Origin of the sequence: Streptomyces sp. NRRL S-87, from assembly GCF_000719335.1 — a bacterium.
Taxonomy (GTDB): Bacteria; Actinomycetota; Actinomycetes; order Streptomycetales; family Streptomycetaceae; genus Streptomyces.
Genome location: NZ_JOGB01000021.1, coordinates 157846 through 175487, shown reverse-complemented (window position 1 = coordinate 175487; position 17642 = coordinate 157846). Strand labels below are relative to the sequence as shown.

Annotated in this window: 17 protein-coding genes; 10 read left to right on the top strand and 7 right to left on the bottom strand. The window is 74.9% G+C overall.

Annotated features, from left to right (window positions below; translation table 11 throughout):
- Positions 1-49: 49 nt before the first annotated feature.
- The gene (locus IF43_RS0116065) at positions 50-844 is read right to left on the bottom strand and encodes an SDR family oxidoreductase (RefSeq protein ID WP_030200315.1); all 795 of its coding nucleotides are present in this window, start codon (positions 842-844) and stop codon (positions 50-52) included.
- A gap of 172 nt (positions 845-1016) precedes the next feature.
- Here IF43_RS0116065 and IF43_RS0116060 point away from each other — a divergent pair, with 172 nt between their 5' ends.
- From IF43_RS0116060 to IF43_RS0116050, 3 genes are all read left to right on the top strand, one after another.
- The gene (locus IF43_RS0116060; RefSeq protein ID WP_051795420.1) at positions 1017-1640 is read left to right on the top strand and encodes a TetR/AcrR family transcriptional regulator; all 624 of its coding nucleotides are present in this window, start codon (positions 1017-1019) and stop codon (positions 1638-1640) included.
- Positions 1637-2104: a hypothetical protein gene (locus tag IF43_RS0116055; protein WP_051795396.1), complete on the top strand. Its 468-nt coding sequence runs from the start codon at positions 1637-1639 to the stop codon at positions 2102-2104. The genes IF43_RS0116060 and IF43_RS0116055 overlap by 4 nt, the downstream gene beginning before the upstream one ends.
- Positions 2105-2431: 327 nt before the next feature.
- Positions 2432-3439, top strand: coding sequence for a LacI family DNA-binding transcriptional regulator (locus IF43_RS0116050; protein ID WP_030200310.1), 1008 nt, complete (start codon positions 2432-2434; stop codon positions 3437-3439).
- Positions 3440-3597: 158 nt separating this feature from the next.
- Here IF43_RS0116050 and IF43_RS0116045 read toward each other — a convergent pair whose 3' ends face one another.
- Entirely contained in the window at positions 3598-4542 is a 945-nt protein-coding gene (locus IF43_RS0116045; RefSeq protein ID WP_030200309.1) for an alpha/beta hydrolase, read from the bottom strand.
- A 157-nt stretch (positions 4543-4699) separates the two neighbouring features.
- Here IF43_RS0116045 and IF43_RS41635 point away from each other — a divergent pair, with 157 nt between their 5' ends.
- Positions 4700-4945, top strand: a complete 246-nt coding sequence (locus IF43_RS41635) for a hypothetical protein (protein WP_158939338.1) — start codon at positions 4700-4702, stop codon at positions 4943-4945.
- Positions 4946-4952: 7 nt separating this feature from the next.
- On the opposite strand, the gene IF43_RS0116035 is transcribed toward IF43_RS41635, so the two are convergent.
- Positions 4953-5753 carry an N-formylglutamate amidohydrolase gene (locus IF43_RS0116035; RefSeq protein ID WP_030200308.1) on the bottom strand — a complete coding sequence of 267 codons (801 nt, stop codon included), beginning with the start codon at positions 5751-5753 and terminating at the stop codon, positions 4953-4955.
- Positions 5754-5997: 244 nt separating this feature from the next.
- Between IF43_RS0116035 and IF43_RS0116030 the strand changes: the two genes are divergently transcribed.
- The 6 genes from IF43_RS0116030 (at position 5998) to IF43_RS0116005 (ending at position 12668) form a co-directional block, all read left to right on the top strand.
- Positions 5998-7398 carry a serine hydrolase domain-containing protein gene (locus IF43_RS0116030; protein WP_324605113.1) on the top strand — a complete coding sequence of 467 codons (1401 nt, stop codon included), beginning with the start codon at positions 5998-6000 and terminating at the stop codon, positions 7396-7398.
- 212 nt (positions 7399-7610) lie between these two features.
- The gene (locus tag IF43_RS0116025) at positions 7611-8732 is read left to right on the top strand and encodes a PI-PLC domain-containing protein (protein ID WP_234332195.1); all 1122 of its coding nucleotides are present in this window, start codon (positions 7611-7613) and stop codon (positions 8730-8732) included.
- A 192-nt stretch (positions 8733-8924) separates the two neighbouring features.
- A complete protein-coding gene (locus IF43_RS0116020; protein WP_030200296.1) occupies positions 8925-10109 on the top strand; it encodes a cytochrome P450 in 1185 nt (394 codons plus the stop codon).
- 208 nt (positions 10110-10317) lie between these two features.
- Positions 10318-11190, top strand: a complete 873-nt coding sequence (locus tag IF43_RS36485) for an AraC family transcriptional regulator (protein ID WP_051795392.1) — start codon at positions 10318-10320, stop codon at positions 11188-11190.
- A 142-nt stretch (positions 11191-11332) separates the two neighbouring features.
- Positions 11333-11716 carry a peptidase inhibitor family I36 protein gene (locus tag IF43_RS0116010; RefSeq protein WP_037888726.1) on the top strand — a complete coding sequence of 128 codons (384 nt, stop codon included), beginning with the start codon at positions 11333-11335 and terminating at the stop codon, positions 11714-11716.
- A gap of 10 nt (positions 11717-11726) precedes the next feature.
- Complete coding sequence (locus IF43_RS0116005; RefSeq protein ID WP_037888723.1) at positions 11727-12668, top strand: hypothetical protein; 942 nt, start codon at positions 11727-11729, stop codon at positions 12666-12668.
- Between the two features lie 132 nt (positions 12669-12800).
- Here IF43_RS0116005 and IF43_RS0116000 read toward each other — a convergent pair whose 3' ends face one another.
- The 4 genes from IF43_RS0116000 to recQ form a co-directional block, all read right to left on the bottom strand.
- On the bottom strand, positions 12801-13475 hold the full coding sequence (locus IF43_RS0116000) for a response regulator transcription factor (RefSeq protein ID WP_030200290.1): 675 nt from the start codon (positions 13473-13475) through the stop codon (positions 12801-12803).
- Positions 13472-14626: a sensor histidine kinase gene (locus IF43_RS0115995; RefSeq protein WP_030200288.1), complete on the bottom strand. Its 1155-nt coding sequence runs from the start codon at positions 14624-14626 to the stop codon at positions 13472-13474. Before IF43_RS0115995 ends, IF43_RS0116000 begins: the two co-directional genes overlap by 4 nt.
- Before the next feature lie 223 nt (positions 14627-14849).
- Positions 14850-15398: a GNAT family N-acetyltransferase gene (locus IF43_RS0115990; protein ID WP_030200286.1), complete on the bottom strand. Its 549-nt coding sequence runs from the start codon at positions 15396-15398 to the stop codon at positions 14850-14852.
- Between the two features lie 112 nt (positions 15399-15510).
- Positions 15511-17550 (bottom strand): DNA helicase RecQ, encoded by a 2040-nt coding sequence (recQ, locus tag IF43_RS0115985; protein WP_030200284.1) that lies wholly within the window; start codon positions 17548-17550, stop codon positions 15511-15513.
- Positions 17551-17642: the final 92 nt, after the last annotated feature.

Below are 17642 nucleotides of genomic sequence, written 5' to 3'. Positions count from 1 at the left end.
GGACGCCCGGGGCCGACGGAACACCGGTGAGGGCCGCCGCCGGCTCCCCCTAACGCCGGGACCGCTGGGCGTCGACGATCTGGCGGACGAGGCCGTCGACGCCGCCCGACCGGGCCTGGACCCGCTCCGCGAACCGGGGGAACTGGCCGGCCACCGCACTGAGCAGCCGGAGTTCCAGCGGGGCCACGTTGACCTCGCACAGGTCGCGCCGGACGGCCCGCACGACGGCTGCGGCGACCTGGCCGGGGGCGACGGTCCGGATGCCGTTCGGGGTCGCCGCGCCGGTGTCGGCGAACATCCCGGCGTCGCGGACGAATCCCGGCTGGACGAGGGACACCCCCACCCCGGTACCCATGAGGTCCTGGCGGAGAGCGAGGGCGAAGCCGCGCAGCCCGAACTTGGTCGCGTTGTACAGGGACGTGGACCGGCTCGCCGCCTTGCCGGAGATCGAGCCGACCAGCACGACGTGGCCCCGGCCGCGCGCCACCATGTGCGGGAGGAGCAGCCGGGTCAGCAGGACGGGGGCGCGCAGGTTGACGTCGAGGGCGCGGTCGAGCTGGTCCTCGGTGTAGTCGAGCAGGTCGCCGCTGGCCGGCAGGGCGGCGTTCGCGACCAGGACGTCCGTGTCGGCGCAGGTCTCGGCGAGGCGGGCGACGTCCGCGCGGACGGCGAGGTCGGCGACCACCGCCCGGGCGCCGTGGGCGTCGGCGGCGGCCTTCAGCGCGTCCGCGCGACGGCCGGTGACCGTGAGGCGGGCCCCGTTCGAGGCCAGGCCCGCGGCCAGGGCCGCACCGATGCCCCCGGTGGCCCCGGTGAGCAGAACGTTCGATCCGGATACGTCCATGGCGATTCCCGACTCCCGACTGCCGATGCGCTGTTCGTTCGAACGAACAGTAGGGAGGGGAGCGGGCCCTGTCCAGGTCCCGCAAGGAGGTCGGGACGCGCGGCCGGCGGGCCGGCAGGTGGCCGGGGTACGGGCGGCACAGGTCCCGGGCGTGATCGGGCAGAATGCCGCCATGTCCCCTGCCGCCGACACCCGCCAGAACATCATCGACGCCGTACTGCGGATCATCGGGCAGGACGGGATCGCCGCTTTGACCAACCGGCGCATCGCCAAGGAGGCCGGGGTCTCGCTGGGCTCCGTCACCTACCACTTCGCCACCCAGCACGAACTTCTGCGCGAGAGCCTGCTGCACTTCGTGGCCGAGGAGACCCGCCACTTCACGGCCCTGGCCGACGAGTGCTCCGACGACCGCTTCGACATCCGGCAGGCGGCCGAGGTCGTGGCCCAGGTCGCGGGGGTCGACGGCTTCGACAGCCGGCACATCGCCCCGTTCGAGCTGTACGTCCAGGCCGGCCGCGACGAGCGGCTGCGCGCCGCGGCGGCCGACTGCTTCGCGGCTTACGACCTGCTGGCGGCGCGCATCCTGGCCCACCTCGGCGTACCGGACCCCGAGCGGCTGGCCGGGGCCGCGGTCGCGCTGGTCTTCGGCCAGCAGCTGCGGCGGCTGGCCACCGGCGCCCCGGCGGAGGACCTCGTGGACGCCCTGCTGGTACTGACCCGGCCGACCCCCGGGACCGGCTCAGAAGCCACCGGGCGGCGCACGCCCGGGGACCGCCCGATCGAGGAGACGCAGTGAACAGACGCACGACCGTACGGGCCGCGGCCGCCCTCGCACTCGCGGGGCTGCTCGCGGGCCCGGCGGCGCTCGCCGAGGCGGCGCCCACGACCGCCCGCGCCGCGACCGCAGCCGTGGCCCCGGGCTCCGCCGCTGCGGCCGGGGCCATATCCGTGGCCGGGACGGCCGCCGCGACCTCCCCTCCCGCCGCCGGCCAGGCGACGGCCGGCACGATGCTCGCCGACAAGCGCAAGCCGAACAAGGTCACGAAGAACCTCAAGGCCCTGAAGGACCGCAAGGGCAAGAAGAAGGGCAAGAAGAAGCACAAGAAGGGCGGCTTCTTCAAGAAGCTCGGCATCGCCGCCCTCGTCGTCGGCGTACTGGGCGTGGTGCTCCTCGCGGTGATCGTGTTCGCCCTGCTGCGGCTGTTCCGCCGCCGCAAGGCCTGGGGTGGGCCTGCCGCTGGGGGTACCTCCCAGCGGTAGCTGGGGGAGGCCTGCAGGCCGCCCCTGTCAAGCGCCGAGGGGACCCACACACCACGGGGCGGCCCCCGAAGCGAGCCCACCCCGACACCGGAAGACCTGGCACCCCCGCAGCACCCAGGGCGTCCCAGGAGCCCGAGCGCCCAAGCCCCGCAGCGCCCAAGCCCCGCAGCACCCAGGCACCTAGGCACCTAGGCACCTAGGCACCCAAGCCTCCAGCCCCCGCCCCCAAGCCCCCCAGCCCCCGCCACACCAAGACTTAACTCGTGTAACGTAAACCGAAAGAGCGCACAAGAGCACACCGGGCTACAGAGAGCGACGAAGCACGCCATGGCCAACGAGACACCGGCCCCCTCATCGGTCACCAGCACGGATGTGGCGCGGCTCGCCGGGGTGTCACGTGCCACGGTGTCCTTCGTGCTCAACGGCACCCAGAACCACCGGGTCAGCGACGGCACCCGGGCCAAGGTGCTCGCCGCCGCGGACCAGCTGGGCTACGTACCGAACGCTGCCGCCCGCTCCCTGCGCGCCGGGCGCAGCAACCTCGTCCTGCTGCCCTCGTCGATCGCGGCCGTCGGCCGCCTGGTGAGCGGGTGGGTGGACGAGCTGGTCAGCGAGTTGGAGCCGCACGGCTACACCGCCGTCATGCACGCCGGACGGTTCGCCGACCCGCTGGAAGCCGCCCGCGCCTGGGCCGAGCTGCGGCCGGCGGCGGTCCTGGCCCTGGACGGGGACCGGCTCACCGGTCAGGCGGCCGAGGTGCTCGCACGCGCGGGCGTACGCGGGGTGCTGGCCTTCGCCTCCCGCACCATGCCCGGGGTCCAGACCATCCCCTTCGACCACGCCGCGGTGGGTGCGACCGCCACCGAGCACCTGATCGCCCGGGGCCGGAGCAGGATCGGCGTGATCATCCCCCGGGAGCGCGGCCTGGACGCGCTGGCCCGGCTGCGGTTGGCCGGCGCCGAGCAGGTCGCCGCGCGGCATCCGGCCACGGTGACCGCGGTGGAGCTGGCGTACACCCGGGAGTCGGCCACGGCGCTGGCGCGGCGCTGGCGGGAGCTCGGCCTGGACGCGGTGTTCGCCTACAACGACGAGTACGCGGCCCTCCTGATGCACGCGCTGCTGGCCGAGGGCATCTCCGTACCGGACGACGTGGCCGTCGTCGGCTGTGACGACCTCGTGCTGTCGGCCTTCCAGCAGCCCCCGCTCACCAGCGTCGCCCTGGACCGCCCCACCGCGGCCGAGGTCGCCGACGCCCTGCACGCCCTGATATCGACGGGCACTCCCTCACCGCTGCGCGGCATCGAACCGGTCCTGGTCCACCGCCAGTCCTCCTGAGGCCGCGCGCCGCGCGCAGCCGGCCCCCGGGCGGGCGACGGCGCCGGCGACGGGACGGCGACGGCGACGCGACCCGCCGACGACGCGACCCGACGACGACGCGACGACGAGCGGGCCACCCATGGCGGGCCGAAGGCCGAGACCCCCTCCCCCACGCCTCACACGCACGCCAGGTGACGGGCGAGGAACGCGACGCTCGCAGCGACGATCCCGGGGATGTCGTCGGCGCCGAGGAAGATGTGGTCCGCGTCGTGCACCGGACGCAGGGTGGAGTCGCCGCCGGCCGCACGCAGCGCCGCGTGCAGCGCCTCGCTCTGGCCGTACGGCACGAGCCCGTCCCCGGTGCCGTGGACCAGCAGGAACGGCGGGGGTACGGCACCCCCGGCGGCGTACGTCACCGGGCTCGCGGCCCGCGCCAGCGCCGGCCGCTCCTCCTCGGTGCCGCCGAGCAGGGCGTCGTACGGGTCGGGGAACTCGGTGCCCGGCGGCATCGGCGGCAACGGGTGCAGCCGGATGGCGGGCAGGTCGGAGACCCCGTACCAGTCGACGACGGCCCGTACCGAGGTGTCCCCCTCGCCCACGCCCTCGGTGCCCTCCAGGGCCTCGGCGCGGGGGCTGTGGGGACCGGTCAGGCCGGCCAGCGCGGCCAGGTGGCCGCCGGCGGACTCGCCCCAGACGGCGATCCGGTGCGGGTCGATGCCCAGCACGTCGGCGTACCTGCGGACGTAGCGGATCGCGGCCTTCACGTCGTGCAGCTGCGCCGGGAACGGGGCTTCGAGGCTGTGCCGGTAGTCGATGGGGACCAGGGCGAGGCCGGCCGCCAGGACGGACCCGTGCAGCAGCTCGGCCGGGACGGTCGGCGGCGGGTAGCGCCGGTCGCCCTCCAGCCAGCCGCCGCCGTGGATCCAGACCACGGCGGGGAGCGGCCCGTCCGCGGCGGGCACCTGGACGTCCAGCAGCCGCGGACGGTAGCCCGGCCGGGTCGCGTAGGTGACGCCGTCGAAGCGGCGTACGCCGTCCGCGCCCAGGACCGGCGGCACGGGCGGCAGGAAGGGAGGGGGCGGCCAGGTCATGTCGTGCTCGGCCGGAGGAGTGTGCGTCATCGCTGGTGCGGCCCTTTCACGGGGACGGTGCCGGGGCCGGCAAGGGTTCGCGACGTCTGTCCGATTTTCCTTGCACGGGCGGGCCACCGTACGGAGGCTACGCTGTTACACGTGTAACAACGGACTCTAGACAGCCATCTCCCCCGACCACAAGGGCATGAGCCTGAGCAGCCCCCCGCTCCTTACACGGGCAACCGCCGCCCCGCACCGCCCCCCGCAGCCCGCCATGCTCCCCCTCAAGCCCCGCCACCCCGTACGGCCGGCCGCCTGGGACGCGGCGCCGGCCCGCCGGGTCTTCCAGCAGCTCCACGCCGCGCTCCCCGCACTCGCCGCGCTCGCCGCGCCCGGCCGGCGCCACGTGGATCAGCTCACCGGACTCACCGGACTCACCGTCGCCCCGTGACCGGGCCCTACGGACCGGTGAGGGCGTCCACCAGCTCCGCCAGCGCGGCCGCCAGGGCGTGTAGGCCGGGGCCGGCCGGACCGCCGGGCTCGGACATGTAGGCGTCCCGGCGGATCTCGATCATCAGCGCCGTGACGCGGTCGTCGGTCCCGTAGTGCTCCAGCGGGACGTAGGTGCCGGCGAAGGGGCTGTCGAGCCCGGTGCCCCCGAAGCGCGCGAACGCCTTCTCGGCCGCGGCGAGCAGGTCCGGCGGCGTGTGGAAGGGGTCCGTGCCGAGGCAGACCGGCGGCCGGGGGCCCGCACCGTGGAGCTCGTAGGGCAGGCGCTCGGTCGGGTACGAGTGCACGTCGACGACCACGGCACGGCCGACGGCAGCCAGTCTTTCCCGCACGGCCCGCGTCATCGCCCCGGCGTACGGGTGGAAGTACCGGTCGACCAGCGGCCGGGCGTCGAAGCCGGCCGGGCGCAGCCGCTCGCGGTGGGTGGTGTGCGTGTACACCGCGCCCATGCCGACGGCCAGCATCTCCTCGCGCTCGTCGGGGAACCGCTCGGGGTCGACGACGAGGCGGGACAGCCGGTTGACGAACCGCCAGGGCCGGACGGCGGCCCGGTCGGCGGCCGCTTCGGCGATCTCGGCGGTGTGGGCGTCGGTGATGTGGTCGAGCTCGGTCGCCAGTGCGCCGTCGTCCAGCAGGATGCCGGCGCGCACGGAGTCCGGGACGGCGCGCGAGGAGTGCGGCACGTGCAGGATCACCGGCGACGACGCGGCGCCCGTCAGGACCTCGAAGGACGGCGGCGGGCTGTTCATGGACGGCTCCTCGGTGGGCGTGCGGCGGTCCGCTCTTCGTACAGGGAGGAAGGTCTGCCCGCGGTGATCGCGTCCCATGCGGCCGCGCCGTTCGGCGGGGGATCGGGGCGGGATGCGCGACGGATGGCGGCGGACCCGGCGGGGTGCCGGTCACGAGGATGGACGTCGTCGAGCCGCGCCGGTCCCGTCGACCGGGCGGCTCGCGCCGAACACCTCGATCGTCGAACGCGAGAGGACGGACCCCATGAAGATCCGACTGGCGGTGTGCGCGGGTGCGGCCGCGCTGGGTGTGTGCGCGGGAACGGTGGGGGCGGCCGCGGCGCCGCCCCTCGGGGCCGGGGCCGGGGCCGGGCCCGCCCGGATACCCCGCGCGCCCGTCTCCGCCGGCGCGCCCGTCTCCGCCGGCGCGACCGCGGCCGGCGCGACCGCCACCGGTGCACGCGCAGCCGGCATGACCACCACTGGCATGACCACCACCGGCACGACCGCCACCGGCACGACCGCACCGGAAGGCCCCGGTGCCGCCCGGCTGCAGGCCGCGCTGGACGGTGTCCACCGCGCCGGGATGCCGGGGGTGTTCGCCGAGGTCCGCGCGGACGGCCGGACGTGGCGCGGCGCCTCCGGCGTCGCGGACCTGGCGACCGGGCGTCCGGTCCGGGCCGACATGCGCCACCGCGTCGGCAGCATCACCAAGACCTTCACCGCCGCCGCGGTGATGCAGCAGGTGGAACAGGGCCGCATCCGGCTCGACGCCCCGATCGGTGACTACCTGCCGGAGCTGGTGCCGGGCGAGCGCGGGCGGCGGGTCACGGTCCGGATGCTGCTCAACCACACCAGCGGCATCCCCGACCACATCCGCTACGCCTTCCCGTCCCTCCAGGAGCTCCCCTCCCCGACGGCGATCACCAGCCTGGACGAGAACCGCTTCCGGCGGTTCCGCCCGGCCGAGCTGATCGAGCTCGGCCTGGCGGCGCCGCCGGCCGGCGAGCCCGGCGGTCCGGTGGGGGTCTACTCCAACACCAACTACCTGATCCTGGGCCAGCTGTTGGAGCGGGTGACGGGGATGCCCTACGAGACGTACGTCGCGCGCCACGTCATCGCGCGGGCCGGGCTGCGGCACACGGGGTTCCCGACCGGGCCGCGCATCGAGGGGCCGCACTCGCGGATGTACGAGGCGCTGTTCGGCGTGGTCGCCGAACCGCACGAGTACAGCGTCTACGACATGTCGTGGGTGGGCCCGGGGGCAGCCCTGGTGTCCACCGTCGAAGACCTCGACCGCTTCTACGGCAGGCTGCTGGCCGGCCGCGTCGTCAGCCGGGCCTCGCTGGCGCAGATGCAGCGCACGGGCCCGGTGATCGCCCTCGACGGGACGACGATCCAGTACGGCCTTGGGCTGACCAGGCTCGAGGTCCCCGGCTGCGGCACCTACTGGGGCCAGGACGGCACGGCCTGGGGGGCGGGGACCCGGTCCATGACCCGGTCCGACGGCCGCCGGCAGGTGTCGGTCGCGTTGAACCTGCAGCGGTGGAACGCGCTGGACGCCTCGGGGCGGCCGCGGCCCCACCCGATCGACGCCGCGTTGGAGACCCTGTTCGAGCGGGCGATGTGTGGTGACACGAACGCTTCTGGGGCGGACGGCCGCTGACCCCGGCGACCGGGCCGTGACGGGGACGGCCGCGGCGTGGCCGGGGCGACCATGGCGTAGCCCGGGCGACCATGGCGTAGCCCGGGCGGCCATGGCGTAGCCCGGGCGGCCATGCCCGAGCCCGGACCGCCGACCGAAGCCCCGACAGCCGAGGCGTTACCGGCCCCTGCCGGGCCGTAGCCGGGGCGCGGCCCGCACGCTACCCTCCCCGCATGATTGGCATGGGCATGTCACCAACACCGGCACCCCCTCCACGAGCGCACGGGCGTCGCCGGGCGACCCCCGCAGCACTCCTGCGACGCACGGGGCGGCACTCCTTCCTCTGCCTCCTCCTGCTGGCCCTCCTCGGCACCGCGACCGCCGCGTCGGCCGCCGCGCCCGCCGGGCACCGCTCCCCCGCCCCCGCCGTCGCGGCCCCGGCGGGTGGACCGGCCGGCGCCGCCGCGGCGGCCCGCTGGGGCGACCGCCGCCTCGACGAGGCCACCTTCCTCACCACCCACAACTCCTTCACCAACTACGAGGACTCCCGCTGGAGTTCGGTCAACCAGTCCGAGTCGGTGCGCGGCCAGCTGGAGAACGGCGTGCGCGGGCTCAGCCTGGACACGCACTGGTACGAGCACAGCACCTGGCTGTGCGTCATCAGCTTCGGCAGCGACTGCTACCCCAGCGACGTGTACCTGTGCCACGGCGACTGCAAGACCTTCGCCGGCGCCACGTACGCCCTGCCCCGGCAGAGCTTCACGGGCACCATGCAGACGGTCGTGGACTTCCTGAACTCCCACCCGCAGGAACTCGTGACGGTCTTCCTGGAGGACTACGTGAGCGCCGAGCAGCTCCAGTCGTCGCTCGGCCGGGTCCGGGGGCTGCCCGAACTCCTCTTCCGGCCCGACCAGTGGGGCGTACGGCAGCACGGCTGGCCGAAGGTGGCCGACCTCGTCACCGCCGGCAAGCGCCTGCTGCTCTTCTCCGACCGGGGCGACCGCGAGCACCTGGGCGTCATGTACGACCGCTCGTGGACGGTGGCCAACTACTGGAGCCTGGGCGACATGGGCAACGACCTGGCCTGCGTCACCCGCTGGTCGGACGTCCCGCTGGACCGTCAGGAGCCCGGCTTCCGGCGGCTGTTCATGATGAGCCACCACCGCAACGTGCCCACCGTCCTGACCGCGGCCCTGGACAACGGCGCCAAACTCCGCGACCGCGTCGCGAACCAGTGCCGCACCGCGAGCGGCGGCCGGGAGCCGAACTACGTCTCGGTCGACTTCCACCGCCTGTCCGACAGCAGCGGCCACACCCCGGCCTCGATCGTCGCCGAGCTCAACGCGACTCCCTGACCCGCCACTCGACCGCCCGGATCCGCCCGCCCGGCCGCTCGCCCGGCCCACCGGGCGGATCCCGCGGCCCCAGCACCCGACACCCGGCACCCAGCACCCAGCACCCAGCACCGGCACCCGACACCCGGCACCCGGCACCCGGCACCCGGCACCCGGCACCCGGCACCCGGCAGCCCGCTTAGGGTGACGATCATGGCTACCGCGTTCCCCGACCTGCCCGCACTGATCGCCGACCCGCACGCCTCCTACGCCCGGCTCCGCGAAGCCGGACCGGCGCACCGCGTCACCGGGCCGGACGGACTGCCCGTCTGGGTCGTCACCCGCTACCGCGACGTACGCCGGCTCCTCGCCGACCCGCGGCTCTCCCTGGACAAGACGCACCGGCTGCCCGGCAACTACACGGGCTTCTCCCTGCCCCCGGCCCTCGACGCCAACCTGCTGAACATGGACCCGCCGGACCACACGCGCATCCGGCGCCTGGTCTCCAAGGCGTTCACCCCCGGCCGGGTGGAGGCGATGCGGCCGGGCGTCCAGGCCCTGGCCGACGGGCTGCTGGACGCGGTCGCGGACCGCGGCCGAGCCGACCTGATCGCCGACTACGCCGCGCCGCTGCCGATCACCGTGATCTGCGACCTGCTCGGCGTGCCGCACGCCTCGCGCCCGGACTTCCGGGCCTGGACCGACGCGCTGATCGCCCCGGACCCCGCCGACCCCGGCGCCGCCCGGCACGCCGTGGCCGCCATGCTCGCGTACTTCCCCCAGCTCATCGCAGACAAGCGCCGGGAGCCCGGGGACGACCTGCTGACCGACATGATCGGCGTCCGCGACGGCGGCGACCGGCTCACCGAGGACGAGCTCACCTCGCTCGCGTTCCTCATCCTGTTCGCCGGGTACGAGAACACGGTCCAGCTCATCGGCACCGCCGTCCTCGCGCTGCTCGACCACCCCGACGAACTGGCCGCGCTGCGCGCGGACCCGGCGCGGACCGCCGACGCGGTGGAGGAGTTCGCCCGCTACGACGGGCCGGCGCTGCTGGCGATCCGCCGCTTCCCGCGGGAGGACGTCGAGCTCGACGGGGTGCGAATCCCGGCCGGGGAGACCGTGATGCTGTCGCTGGCCTCGGCCAACCGGGACCCCGAGCGGTTCGCCGAACCCGACCGGTTCGTGCCGGACCGGAAGGAGGGCGGCCACCTGGCCCTGGGCCACGGCATCCACTACTGCGTCGGCGCCCCGCTGGCGCGGTTGGAGACGGAGGTCGCCGTGGGCACGCTGCTGCGCCGGTTCCCCGCCCTGGCCCTGGACGTCCCCCGCGCGGACCTGCGGTGGCGCCCGTCGCTGCGGGCCCGCGGACTCCTGGCGCTGCCCGTCCGGTTCTGAATCGCGGGGACCGCCGCGCGGGCGGGGCGTACGCGTCTCTTCGGACGCCGTCGGCCTTTCGCTGTACCGCGCTGGGTGGAGGAATCCGGGCGGTACCGCCCGGGTTGACGCGAAGATCAGCTCCCTGCGGGATGGAAGAAGACCCCGGCGTCCCTAGATTTCCTTTCCGGTGAAACCCGTTTCTCGGAAAAAGGAAGTCGGATCCGCAATGAATGACGTCACCGTCGTGCACCGGCGCGGCTCGGGGGCCGCGCCGGCGCACGTGACGGGGCGGCCCGCGGCGCGGCTGCTCGGTGCCGTACTGGGCTACCGCGGTCACGCCGCGGGGCCCCGGCCGGCCGTGCGGCGCCTGGAGGTGCCCACGGGGGCGGTACGCCTGGTGATCGGTTTCGGCGACCCCCTCGGGGCGGCCGCCGCGCCGGCCCGCGCGCCCGCACCCCCGGACTCGTTCGTCGCCGCGGTGCAGACCAGGGCCGTGGCGACCGACTCCGCCGGCGGGGCCGCGGCGGTGACCGTGGCCCTGGCGCCGACGGCCGCGTACTCGCTCTTCGCCGAAGCGGCGGGCGTTCCCGACGGCCGGCGCACCGCGCTGTCCGAGGAACTGCTGCCGGGCGTGACGCTGCTGGCCCGGGAGTTGGCCCGGCTGACGTGCTGGGAGGACCGGTTCGCTCTCCTCGACCGGTTCCTCGCGGCGCGGCTGGCGGCCGGCCCGCCCGCCGACCCGGCCGTGTGCCGCGCGGTGGGCGCGATCCGGCGCGGCCACGGCCGGCTGTCGGTGGCCGAGCTCACGGCCCCGATGGCGCAGAGCCGGCGGCACCTGGAGCGCCGGTTCCGCGCGGAGGTGGGCGTCGCGCCCAAGGCGTACGCCCAGATCACCCGCCTCCAGTACGCCCTGCGGCTGATGGAGTCGCAGCGGTCCGCGGCGCAGACCGCGACCGAGGCCGGCTACTGCGACCAGGCCCACTTCCACCGGTGCGTGAAGGCGGCGCTGGGCTGCACGCCCGGGCGGCTGCGGGAACTGCGGAACCGTTCCCCGCTGCATATCGGGGGCCTCCTCGAATCCTTCACGCTTCCCCCGTAGTCCGCAGGGCCTGTTCCGTTTCGGGCTCGCCGCCCCGGGCGCCGGACCGGCGGAAGGAAATCGAGGCGCATTCGTACAAGCGGGCCGCACCCGACTCCTGAAAAGCTGATTTCCACGTACAGGCAAGGAAAAGGAGAATTCCATGGACAGGACCCGGCGTTCCCTCATGGCTCTCGCCGTCGGTGCGGCGCTCGGCGCCGGCGCCTTCACCGTCACCCCGGCCTCGGCCGCGGCACCGCGGGACTGCCCGCGCACGGCGCTGTGCGCGTACTGGCTGAAGAACTACCAGAGCACCGCCGCGCACCGCGTGCAGAAGGTCTACCAGGACAACCGGGACCTGAGCCGGTACGCCAACTTCAACTACAGCGCCGGCGGTTCCCTGTACAACAACGGCGCCCGGTGCAACGTGAAGGTCTACAAGGAGAAGAACTTCCGCGGCCGCGGCTGGCCGCTGAACCGCGGCACCGGGTGGCGCGAGATCGGCGCCTGGAACCTGCCGCACATCTGGTCCAACAAGTGGTGCTGACGGGACCGCGATGACCCTCCGACGCCCGTCCGCCCTCGCGGCCCTGCTCGTCGGCGTCGGGGTCGGCGTCGGTGCGGCCCTGGGCGTCGCCGGATGCTCACCGTCCGGCGGCGCCCCCGCCTCGGCCCGCTCCGCGCCGCCGCCCGCCCCCTTCGGGGGCGTCACGGCCGCCGAGTCGGGCCGCGCCGCGGTCGCCCTGCACGCCGAGAACGAGCGACTGGTGGCCGCCTGCATGCGGGGCCGCGGTCTCACCTACCGGCCGCAGCCGTCGCGCCCCGGGGCCGACCGGCCCGAGCCGAATCCGTACGGCCTGCTCACACCGGCCGGGGCGGCGGCCGACGGGTACGGCGTCACGGGCGCCGCGCTCGCCGCCGGCCCGCCCGCCGACGCCAACGGGGACCGGGCCGCCGACCGGCGGTGGCAGGACGCCCTGTTGGGCACGGAGGCGCAGGAGCGGCGCCTGCCGATGCCCGACGGCAGCGAGTTCTTCTACCGTGCCGACTCGTGCGCGGTCCGGGCGGACCTGGCCCAGTACGGGCCGGAGTACCTGCGGCTGTCGAACACGTTCGTGGTCCTGGGCAACCGGGTCGTCGACGCCGTGGAGCGGGATCCGCGGTTCGTGCGTGCACGCGCCCGCTGGAGTTCCTGCATGACCGCGGCGGGCCACCCGTCCACCGCGCTCACCGATCCCGTGACGGCGATCGGCCGGGAGCTCGACGCGGCGGGCACGGATCCCGCCGCGGTGCACGCCGTGGCGGGGCGGGAGCTCGACGTGGCGCGCACCGACGCCGGTTGCCAGGCACGCGCCGGCCTGGCCGACGCCGTGGCGGCGGCCCAGTCCGACGCCGAAGGACGCGTCGGCGGTGCGTACGTACGCGACCTGGCCACACTGCGGGCCGTGCGGGCGAGGGCCCGGGCGACGGCCCTGGCCGCGGCCGGGGCCCGCGCGTGACCAGACCGGGCCCGCCGCGGGGGGGCAGCGATCGCGGGGGGGGCGCGGGGGGGGGGCGCGGGGGGCGCGCAGTCCGGGCCCGGGTCCGGGCGTGCCCGGCGGATCATGCCGGGGCCGGCCTGCCGTGGCCCCCTACGTGCCGCGCGCGGGTCGGACCAGCCCCGTCTCGTACGCCGTCACGACGGCCTGCGCCCGGCTGTCCAGGCCGAGTTTGCTCATGGTCCGGTTGAGGTGGGTCTTGACCGTGGCCTCGCTGATCGAGAGCCGGCCGGCGATCTCGCCGTTGGACAGCCCGCGCCCGGTCAGCTGGAGCACCTCCCGCTCACGGGTGGTCAGCGCGGCCAGGTCCGCCGGGGGTTCGACGTCCGGCGCGGGCTCCGGGCGCGGGGCGAAGGCCTCGACGAGGCGCCGGGTGACGCTGGGCGCGAAGAGGGCGTCCCCACCGCGCACGGCCGCCACCGCGGCCAGCAGGCGCTCCGGTCCGGAGTCCTTGAGCAGGAAGCCGCACGCCCCGGCGCGCAGCGCCCCGTACACGTACTCGTCGAGGTCGAAGGTGGTCAGGATCAGGACCCGGGGCGGCGGGTCCTCGGCCTCCGCGAGGATCCGCCGGGTCGCCTCGATGCCGCCCATGCCGGGCATCCGGATGTCCATGAGGATCACTTCGGGCCGTGTCCGGGCGGCCAGTTCGACGGCTTCGGCGCCGTCGGCGGCCTCGCCGACCACCTCGATGCCCGGGGCCGCCCGCAGCAGTCCGACCAGTCCGGCCCTGATGAGGAACTGGTCGTCCACGACGAGCACCCTGGTCATTGTGCTGTGTCGTCTCCCTGGCCGGGGGCCCGCGCGGCGGTCGGCAGGGTCAGGCTCACCGCGAATCCCCCCTCGTGCCGCGGGCCGATGCTGATCGTCCCGCCGTAGAGCTTGGCCCGTTCCCGCATGCCGATCAAGCCGTGTCCACTCCCGGGCGGGAGGTTGGCCGGAACCGCACCCCCGCCGTCGTCGGTGATCTGCACCGTCACCTCCCGCCGCCCATAGGTGAGTTCGACGGTCGTGCGGGCCCCCGGGGCGTGCTTGAGCACGTTGGTGAGTGCCTCCTGGGTCACGCGGTACACGCACAGGCCGGTGCCCGGCGCGAGCGGCCGCGGCCGGCCGACCACGCGGAGGTCCACCTCGGCGCCGCCGGCCCGGACGCGGGCCACCATCTCGTCGAGCCGGTCGAGGCCGGGTACGGGGGCCAGCGGGGCGGCGTCGGCCTCGTCGGTCCGCAGCAGGGCGAGGACGCGGCGCAGTTCCTCCAGGGCCTCGCCGCTGGTGCTGGTGATGGTGGCGAGGGCGGTGCGCGCGGTCGCGGCGTCCGAGTCGATGACGTACCAGGCGAGGCTGGACTGCACGGATATCACCGCCATGTGGTGGGCGACCACGTCGTGGAGTTCCCGGGCGATCCGACCGCGCTCGGCCGCGACCTCGCGACGGGCCCGCTCCGCCTGTTCGGCACGCAACCGGCGGGTGAGCTCCGCGGAGCGGCGGGCGAGCCAGCCGAAGCGCCACATGACGGCCGGGAAGACGAGCGCCTGGCCGGCGACCGAGACCATGTTGGAGTCGGGTCGCAGCAGCCCCGCGTAGATCCACACCGCGGCCATCAGGCCGGCGCAGAGGCCGGTGGTGCGTGCCCTGCGGGTGGAGGCGACGGTGTAGAGCGCGAGCATGGGGCCGAAGGAGCTGACCACGGGCCAGTAGCCGGCCGTGACGTACGCCGTCCAGACGAGGTCGACGAAGAGGCAGACCGTGACCGGGCCGCGGGTGCGCAGGACGAGCGGCAGGTGCAGGGCGGCCACGAGGGCGTATCCGGTGCCGTCCAGCGCGGGCCAGCCCTGCTCCGGGGCCTCCTGCGCCAGGAGGACGGCAAGGCCTGCGATCGCCGCCGCGACCAGCGCGTCGGCGAGGAGGGGGCGGATCCGCATTGCCGCAGGGTAGCCGCGTGCGCACGACGGCGCGTCAACCTCCCGCGGTACCGCGGGAGGTTGATCCCGGGCCCTGCGCGGGCCCGGCGGGGAGCCGCCCGGCGATCACACGGCATGTCCGGTCAGCTGTCTTCCCCCTGGGCGCGGGCCCGCTCCGAGTTCGTCCGGACCAGGGCATGGTGGTCCTCGATCATGAGCAGCGAGTACCGGCCCCTTGCGGCCGTCAGCCTGAGGCCCGCGCGTCCGGCTTCCAGTCCCGGGCGAGGAGGCCGAGCAGCACCTCGTCCACGAACTCCCCCAGCACCCAGGCCGAGGAGCGCAGCACGCCCTCGCGGACGAAGCCGTTGCGCTCGGCGGAGCGCAGCATCGCAGTGTTGTCCGACAGCGTCTCGATCTGGAGGCGGTGCAGGCCGCGGACGACGAAGCCGTAGTGGCACAGCGCCGCGACCACGTCGGTTCCGTAGCCCTTGCCGCGCGCGGACGGCAGCAGGCCGAGCCCGATGTGCGCGCCGCGGTTGTGCGTGTCGATGCCCCAGAGCGTGGCCGCGCCGACGAGGGTGCCCCCCGCCAGCTCGACGACCGAGAACGCGACGCTCCCCTGCGCCGTCTCGTCCACCACGAGCCGCGGGTCCTTCGAGGTGGGCGACAGCGGCCGCCACGGTCCGCCTTCGGCCCGCGCGGCGTTGACCACGTCGTTGTAGAGCTCGGTCCGCAGGACCGGGATGTCGTCCTCGTGCCGGGCCCTGAGCCCGACCTTGGTACCACTCAGCATGCGGCCTTCCTATCCCGGCCGGGCGGTGGCGGCCAACCGGTTTTCGGGCGCCACCGGTTGCAGGGGGGCGGCGCCGGCGGCCGCCGGGCCGCCGCTCCCTGCGTGCCGGTCGTCACTCCCAGTCGTCCCAGGGGGCCGGCTCGTCGTCGAAGGGCGGCTCCTCGTCGTCGAACGGCGGACCGTCCGGGGCGGCGGAGGGGCCGGCGCCGCCGGCGGGCGGGGTCGCCGGGCCGGACGGGGCGCCGGGATCCCCGGGGGCGTCGGCGCCGGACGCGGGGGCGCCGGACGCGGGGGCGCCGGACCCGGCCAGGGTCGCCAGGACGCCCTCGCCGTACTTCGCCAGCTTGGCCTCGCCGACGCCGCCGACGGTCCCCAGCTCCTCGATCGTGGCGGGCAGCTGCGTGGCGATCTCCCGCAGGGTCGCGTCGTGGAACACCACGTACGCCGGTACGCCCTGCTCCTTCGCCGTGGCGCCGCGCCAGGCGCGCAGCGCCTCGAAGACGGGGACCGCGGCGGCCGGCAGGTCGACCGGTACGCGGGCGCCCTTGCCGGAGCGGGAGCCGGAGCCGGACTCCTTGCGGGGCGCGGCGGCGGCCTTCTCCTTCCGCATCGAGACGGTGCGGCGGCCGCCCAGCACGTCGCCGCTGGCCTCGGTGAGGACCAGGGTCCCGTAGTCGCCCTCCACCGCGAGCAGGCCGAGCGCCAGCAGCTGGCGCACGACGCCCCGCCACTCCGCGGTGCTCAGGTCCGCCCCGACGCCGAACACCGAGAGCGCGTCGTGGTCGAACTGGATGACCTTGGCGGTCTTCTTGCCCTGCAGGATGTCGATGACCTGGCCGGCGCCGAACTTCTGGCGCCGCTCCCGGGCCAGCCGCCACACCGTGGACAGGAGCTTCTGCGCGGCGACGGTGCCGTCCCAGGACTCGGCCGGCGTCAGGCAGGTGTCGCAGTTGCCGCAGGGCGTGCCGGACTGCCCGAAGTAGGCGAGCAGCCGCACCCGGCGGCAGTCGACCGTCTCGCACAGGGCGAGCATGGCGTCGAGGTGCATGCCCAGGGAACGGCGGTGCGCCTCGTCGCCCTCGGAGCCGTCGATGAGCTTGCGCTGCTGGACCACGTCCTGCAGCCCGTACGCGAGCCACGCCGTGGCGGGCTCGCCGTCGCGTCCGGCGCGGCCGGTCTCCTGGTAGTAGCCCTCGACCGACTTGGGCAGGTCGAGGTGGGCGACGAAGCGCACGTCGGGCTTGTCGATGCCCATGCCGAAGGCGATCGTGGCGACCACCACGACGCCGTCCTCGCGCAGGAAGCGGGCCTGGTTCGCGGCGCGGGCGGCCGCGTCCATGCCGGCGTGGTACGGCACGGCGTCGATGCCGTGCTCCACGAGGAACGCCGCGGTCTTCTCGACGGAGGACCGGGACAGGCAGTAGACGACGCCGGCGTCCCCCGCGTGCTCGGTGCGGATCAGCTCCAGCAACTGCCGGGTCGGGTTGTTCTTGGGGACGATGCGGTACTGGATGTTCGGCCGGTCGAAGCTGGCGACGAAGTGCCGGGCGTCCTCCAGGCCCAGCCGGCCGGCGATCTCCGCGTGCGTGGCCTCGGTGGCCGTGGCCGTCAGGGCGATGCGGGGCACCTTGGGCCAGCGCTCGTGGAGCATCGACAGCGCCAGGTAGTCGGGCCGGAAGTCGTGGCCCCACTGGGCCACGCAGTGCGCCTCGTCGATCGCGAACAGGGACACGGTGCCCCGGTCGAGCAGCCGCTGGGTGCCCTCGGTGCGCAGCCTCTCCGGGGCCAGGTAGAGCAGGTCCAGCTCCCCGGCGAGGAAGGCCTGCTCGACGGCCTGCCGCTCGTAGGGGTCCTGCGTCGAGTTGAGGAAGCCGGCCCGCACGCCGAGGGCGGTGAGCGCGTCCACCTGGTCCTGCATGAGGGCGATGAGCGGGGAGACCACCACGCCCGTGCCCTCCCTGACCAGGGCCGGGATCTGGTAGCAGAGCGACTTGCCGCCGCCGGTCGGCATCAGGACGAGGGCGTCGCCGCCGCCCACGACCTGGTCGATGATCTCCTGCTGCTCGCCGCGGAACGAGCTGTATCCGAAGACACGGTGGAGCACCTGCAGCGAAGGGTCTGAGATCTCGGGGGAAGCGTCCGGAAGGGCCATCCGAGAAGCCTATCGGCAGCCGCGGACACCCCGTGCCGGTCGGCCGGGGCCTGTGGACGGCGCGCAACCGCCGGAGGGCGGTCGGCCCCTCC

Coding starts and splice junctions, on each gene's coding strand:
- IF43_RS0116065 (WP_030200315.1), bottom strand. CDS start 844: ATGGACGTATCCGGATCGAACGTTCTGCTCACCGGGGCCACCGGGGGC.
- IF43_RS0116060 (WP_051795420.1), top strand. CDS start 1,017: ATGTCCCCTGCCGCCGACACCCGCCAGAACATCATCGACGCCGTACTG.
- IF43_RS0116050 (WP_030200310.1), top strand. CDS start 2,432: ATGGCCAACGAGACACCGGCCCCCTCATCGGTCACCAGCACGGATGTG.
- IF43_RS0116045 (WP_030200309.1), bottom strand. CDS start 4,542: ATGACGCACACTCCTCCGGCCGAGCACGACATGACCTGGCCGCCCCCT.
- IF43_RS41635 (WP_158939338.1), top strand. CDS start 4,700: ATGAGCCTGAGCAGCCCCCCGCTCCTTACACGGGCAACCGCCGCCCCG.
- IF43_RS0116035 (WP_030200308.1), bottom strand. CDS start 5,753: ATGAACAGCCCGCCGCCGTCCTTCGAGGTCCTGACGGGCGCCGCGTCG.
- IF43_RS0116030 (WP_324605113.1), top strand. CDS start 5,998: ATGAAGATCCGACTGGCGGTGTGCGCGGGTGCGGCCGCGCTGGGTGTG.
- IF43_RS0116025 (WP_234332195.1), top strand. CDS start 7,611: ATGATTGGCATGGGCATGTCACCAACACCGGCACCCCCTCCACGAGCG.
- IF43_RS0116020 (WP_030200296.1), top strand. CDS start 8,925: ATGGCTACCGCGTTCCCCGACCTGCCCGCACTGATCGCCGACCCGCAC.
- IF43_RS36485 (WP_051795392.1), top strand. CDS start 10,318: ATGAATGACGTCACCGTCGTGCACCGGCGCGGCTCGGGGGCCGCGCCG.
- IF43_RS0116010 (WP_037888726.1), top strand. CDS start 11,333: ATGGACAGGACCCGGCGTTCCCTCATGGCTCTCGCCGTCGGTGCGGCG.
- IF43_RS0116005 (WP_037888723.1), top strand. CDS start 11,727: ATGACCCTCCGACGCCCGTCCGCCCTCGCGGCCCTGCTCGTCGGCGTC.
- IF43_RS0116000 (WP_030200290.1), bottom strand. CDS start 13,475: ATGACCAGGGTGCTCGTCGTGGACGACCAGTTCCTCATCAGGGCCGGA.
- IF43_RS0115995 (WP_030200288.1), bottom strand. CDS start 14,626: ATGCGGATCCGCCCCCTCCTCGCCGACGCGCTGGTCGCGGCGGCGATC.
- IF43_RS0115990 (WP_030200286.1), bottom strand. CDS start 15,398: ATGCTGAGTGGTACCAAGGTCGGGCTCAGGGCCCGGCACGAGGACGAC.
- recQ (WP_030200284.1), bottom strand. CDS start 17,550: ATGGCCCTTCCGGACGCTTCCCCCGAGATCTCAGACCCTTCGCTGCAG.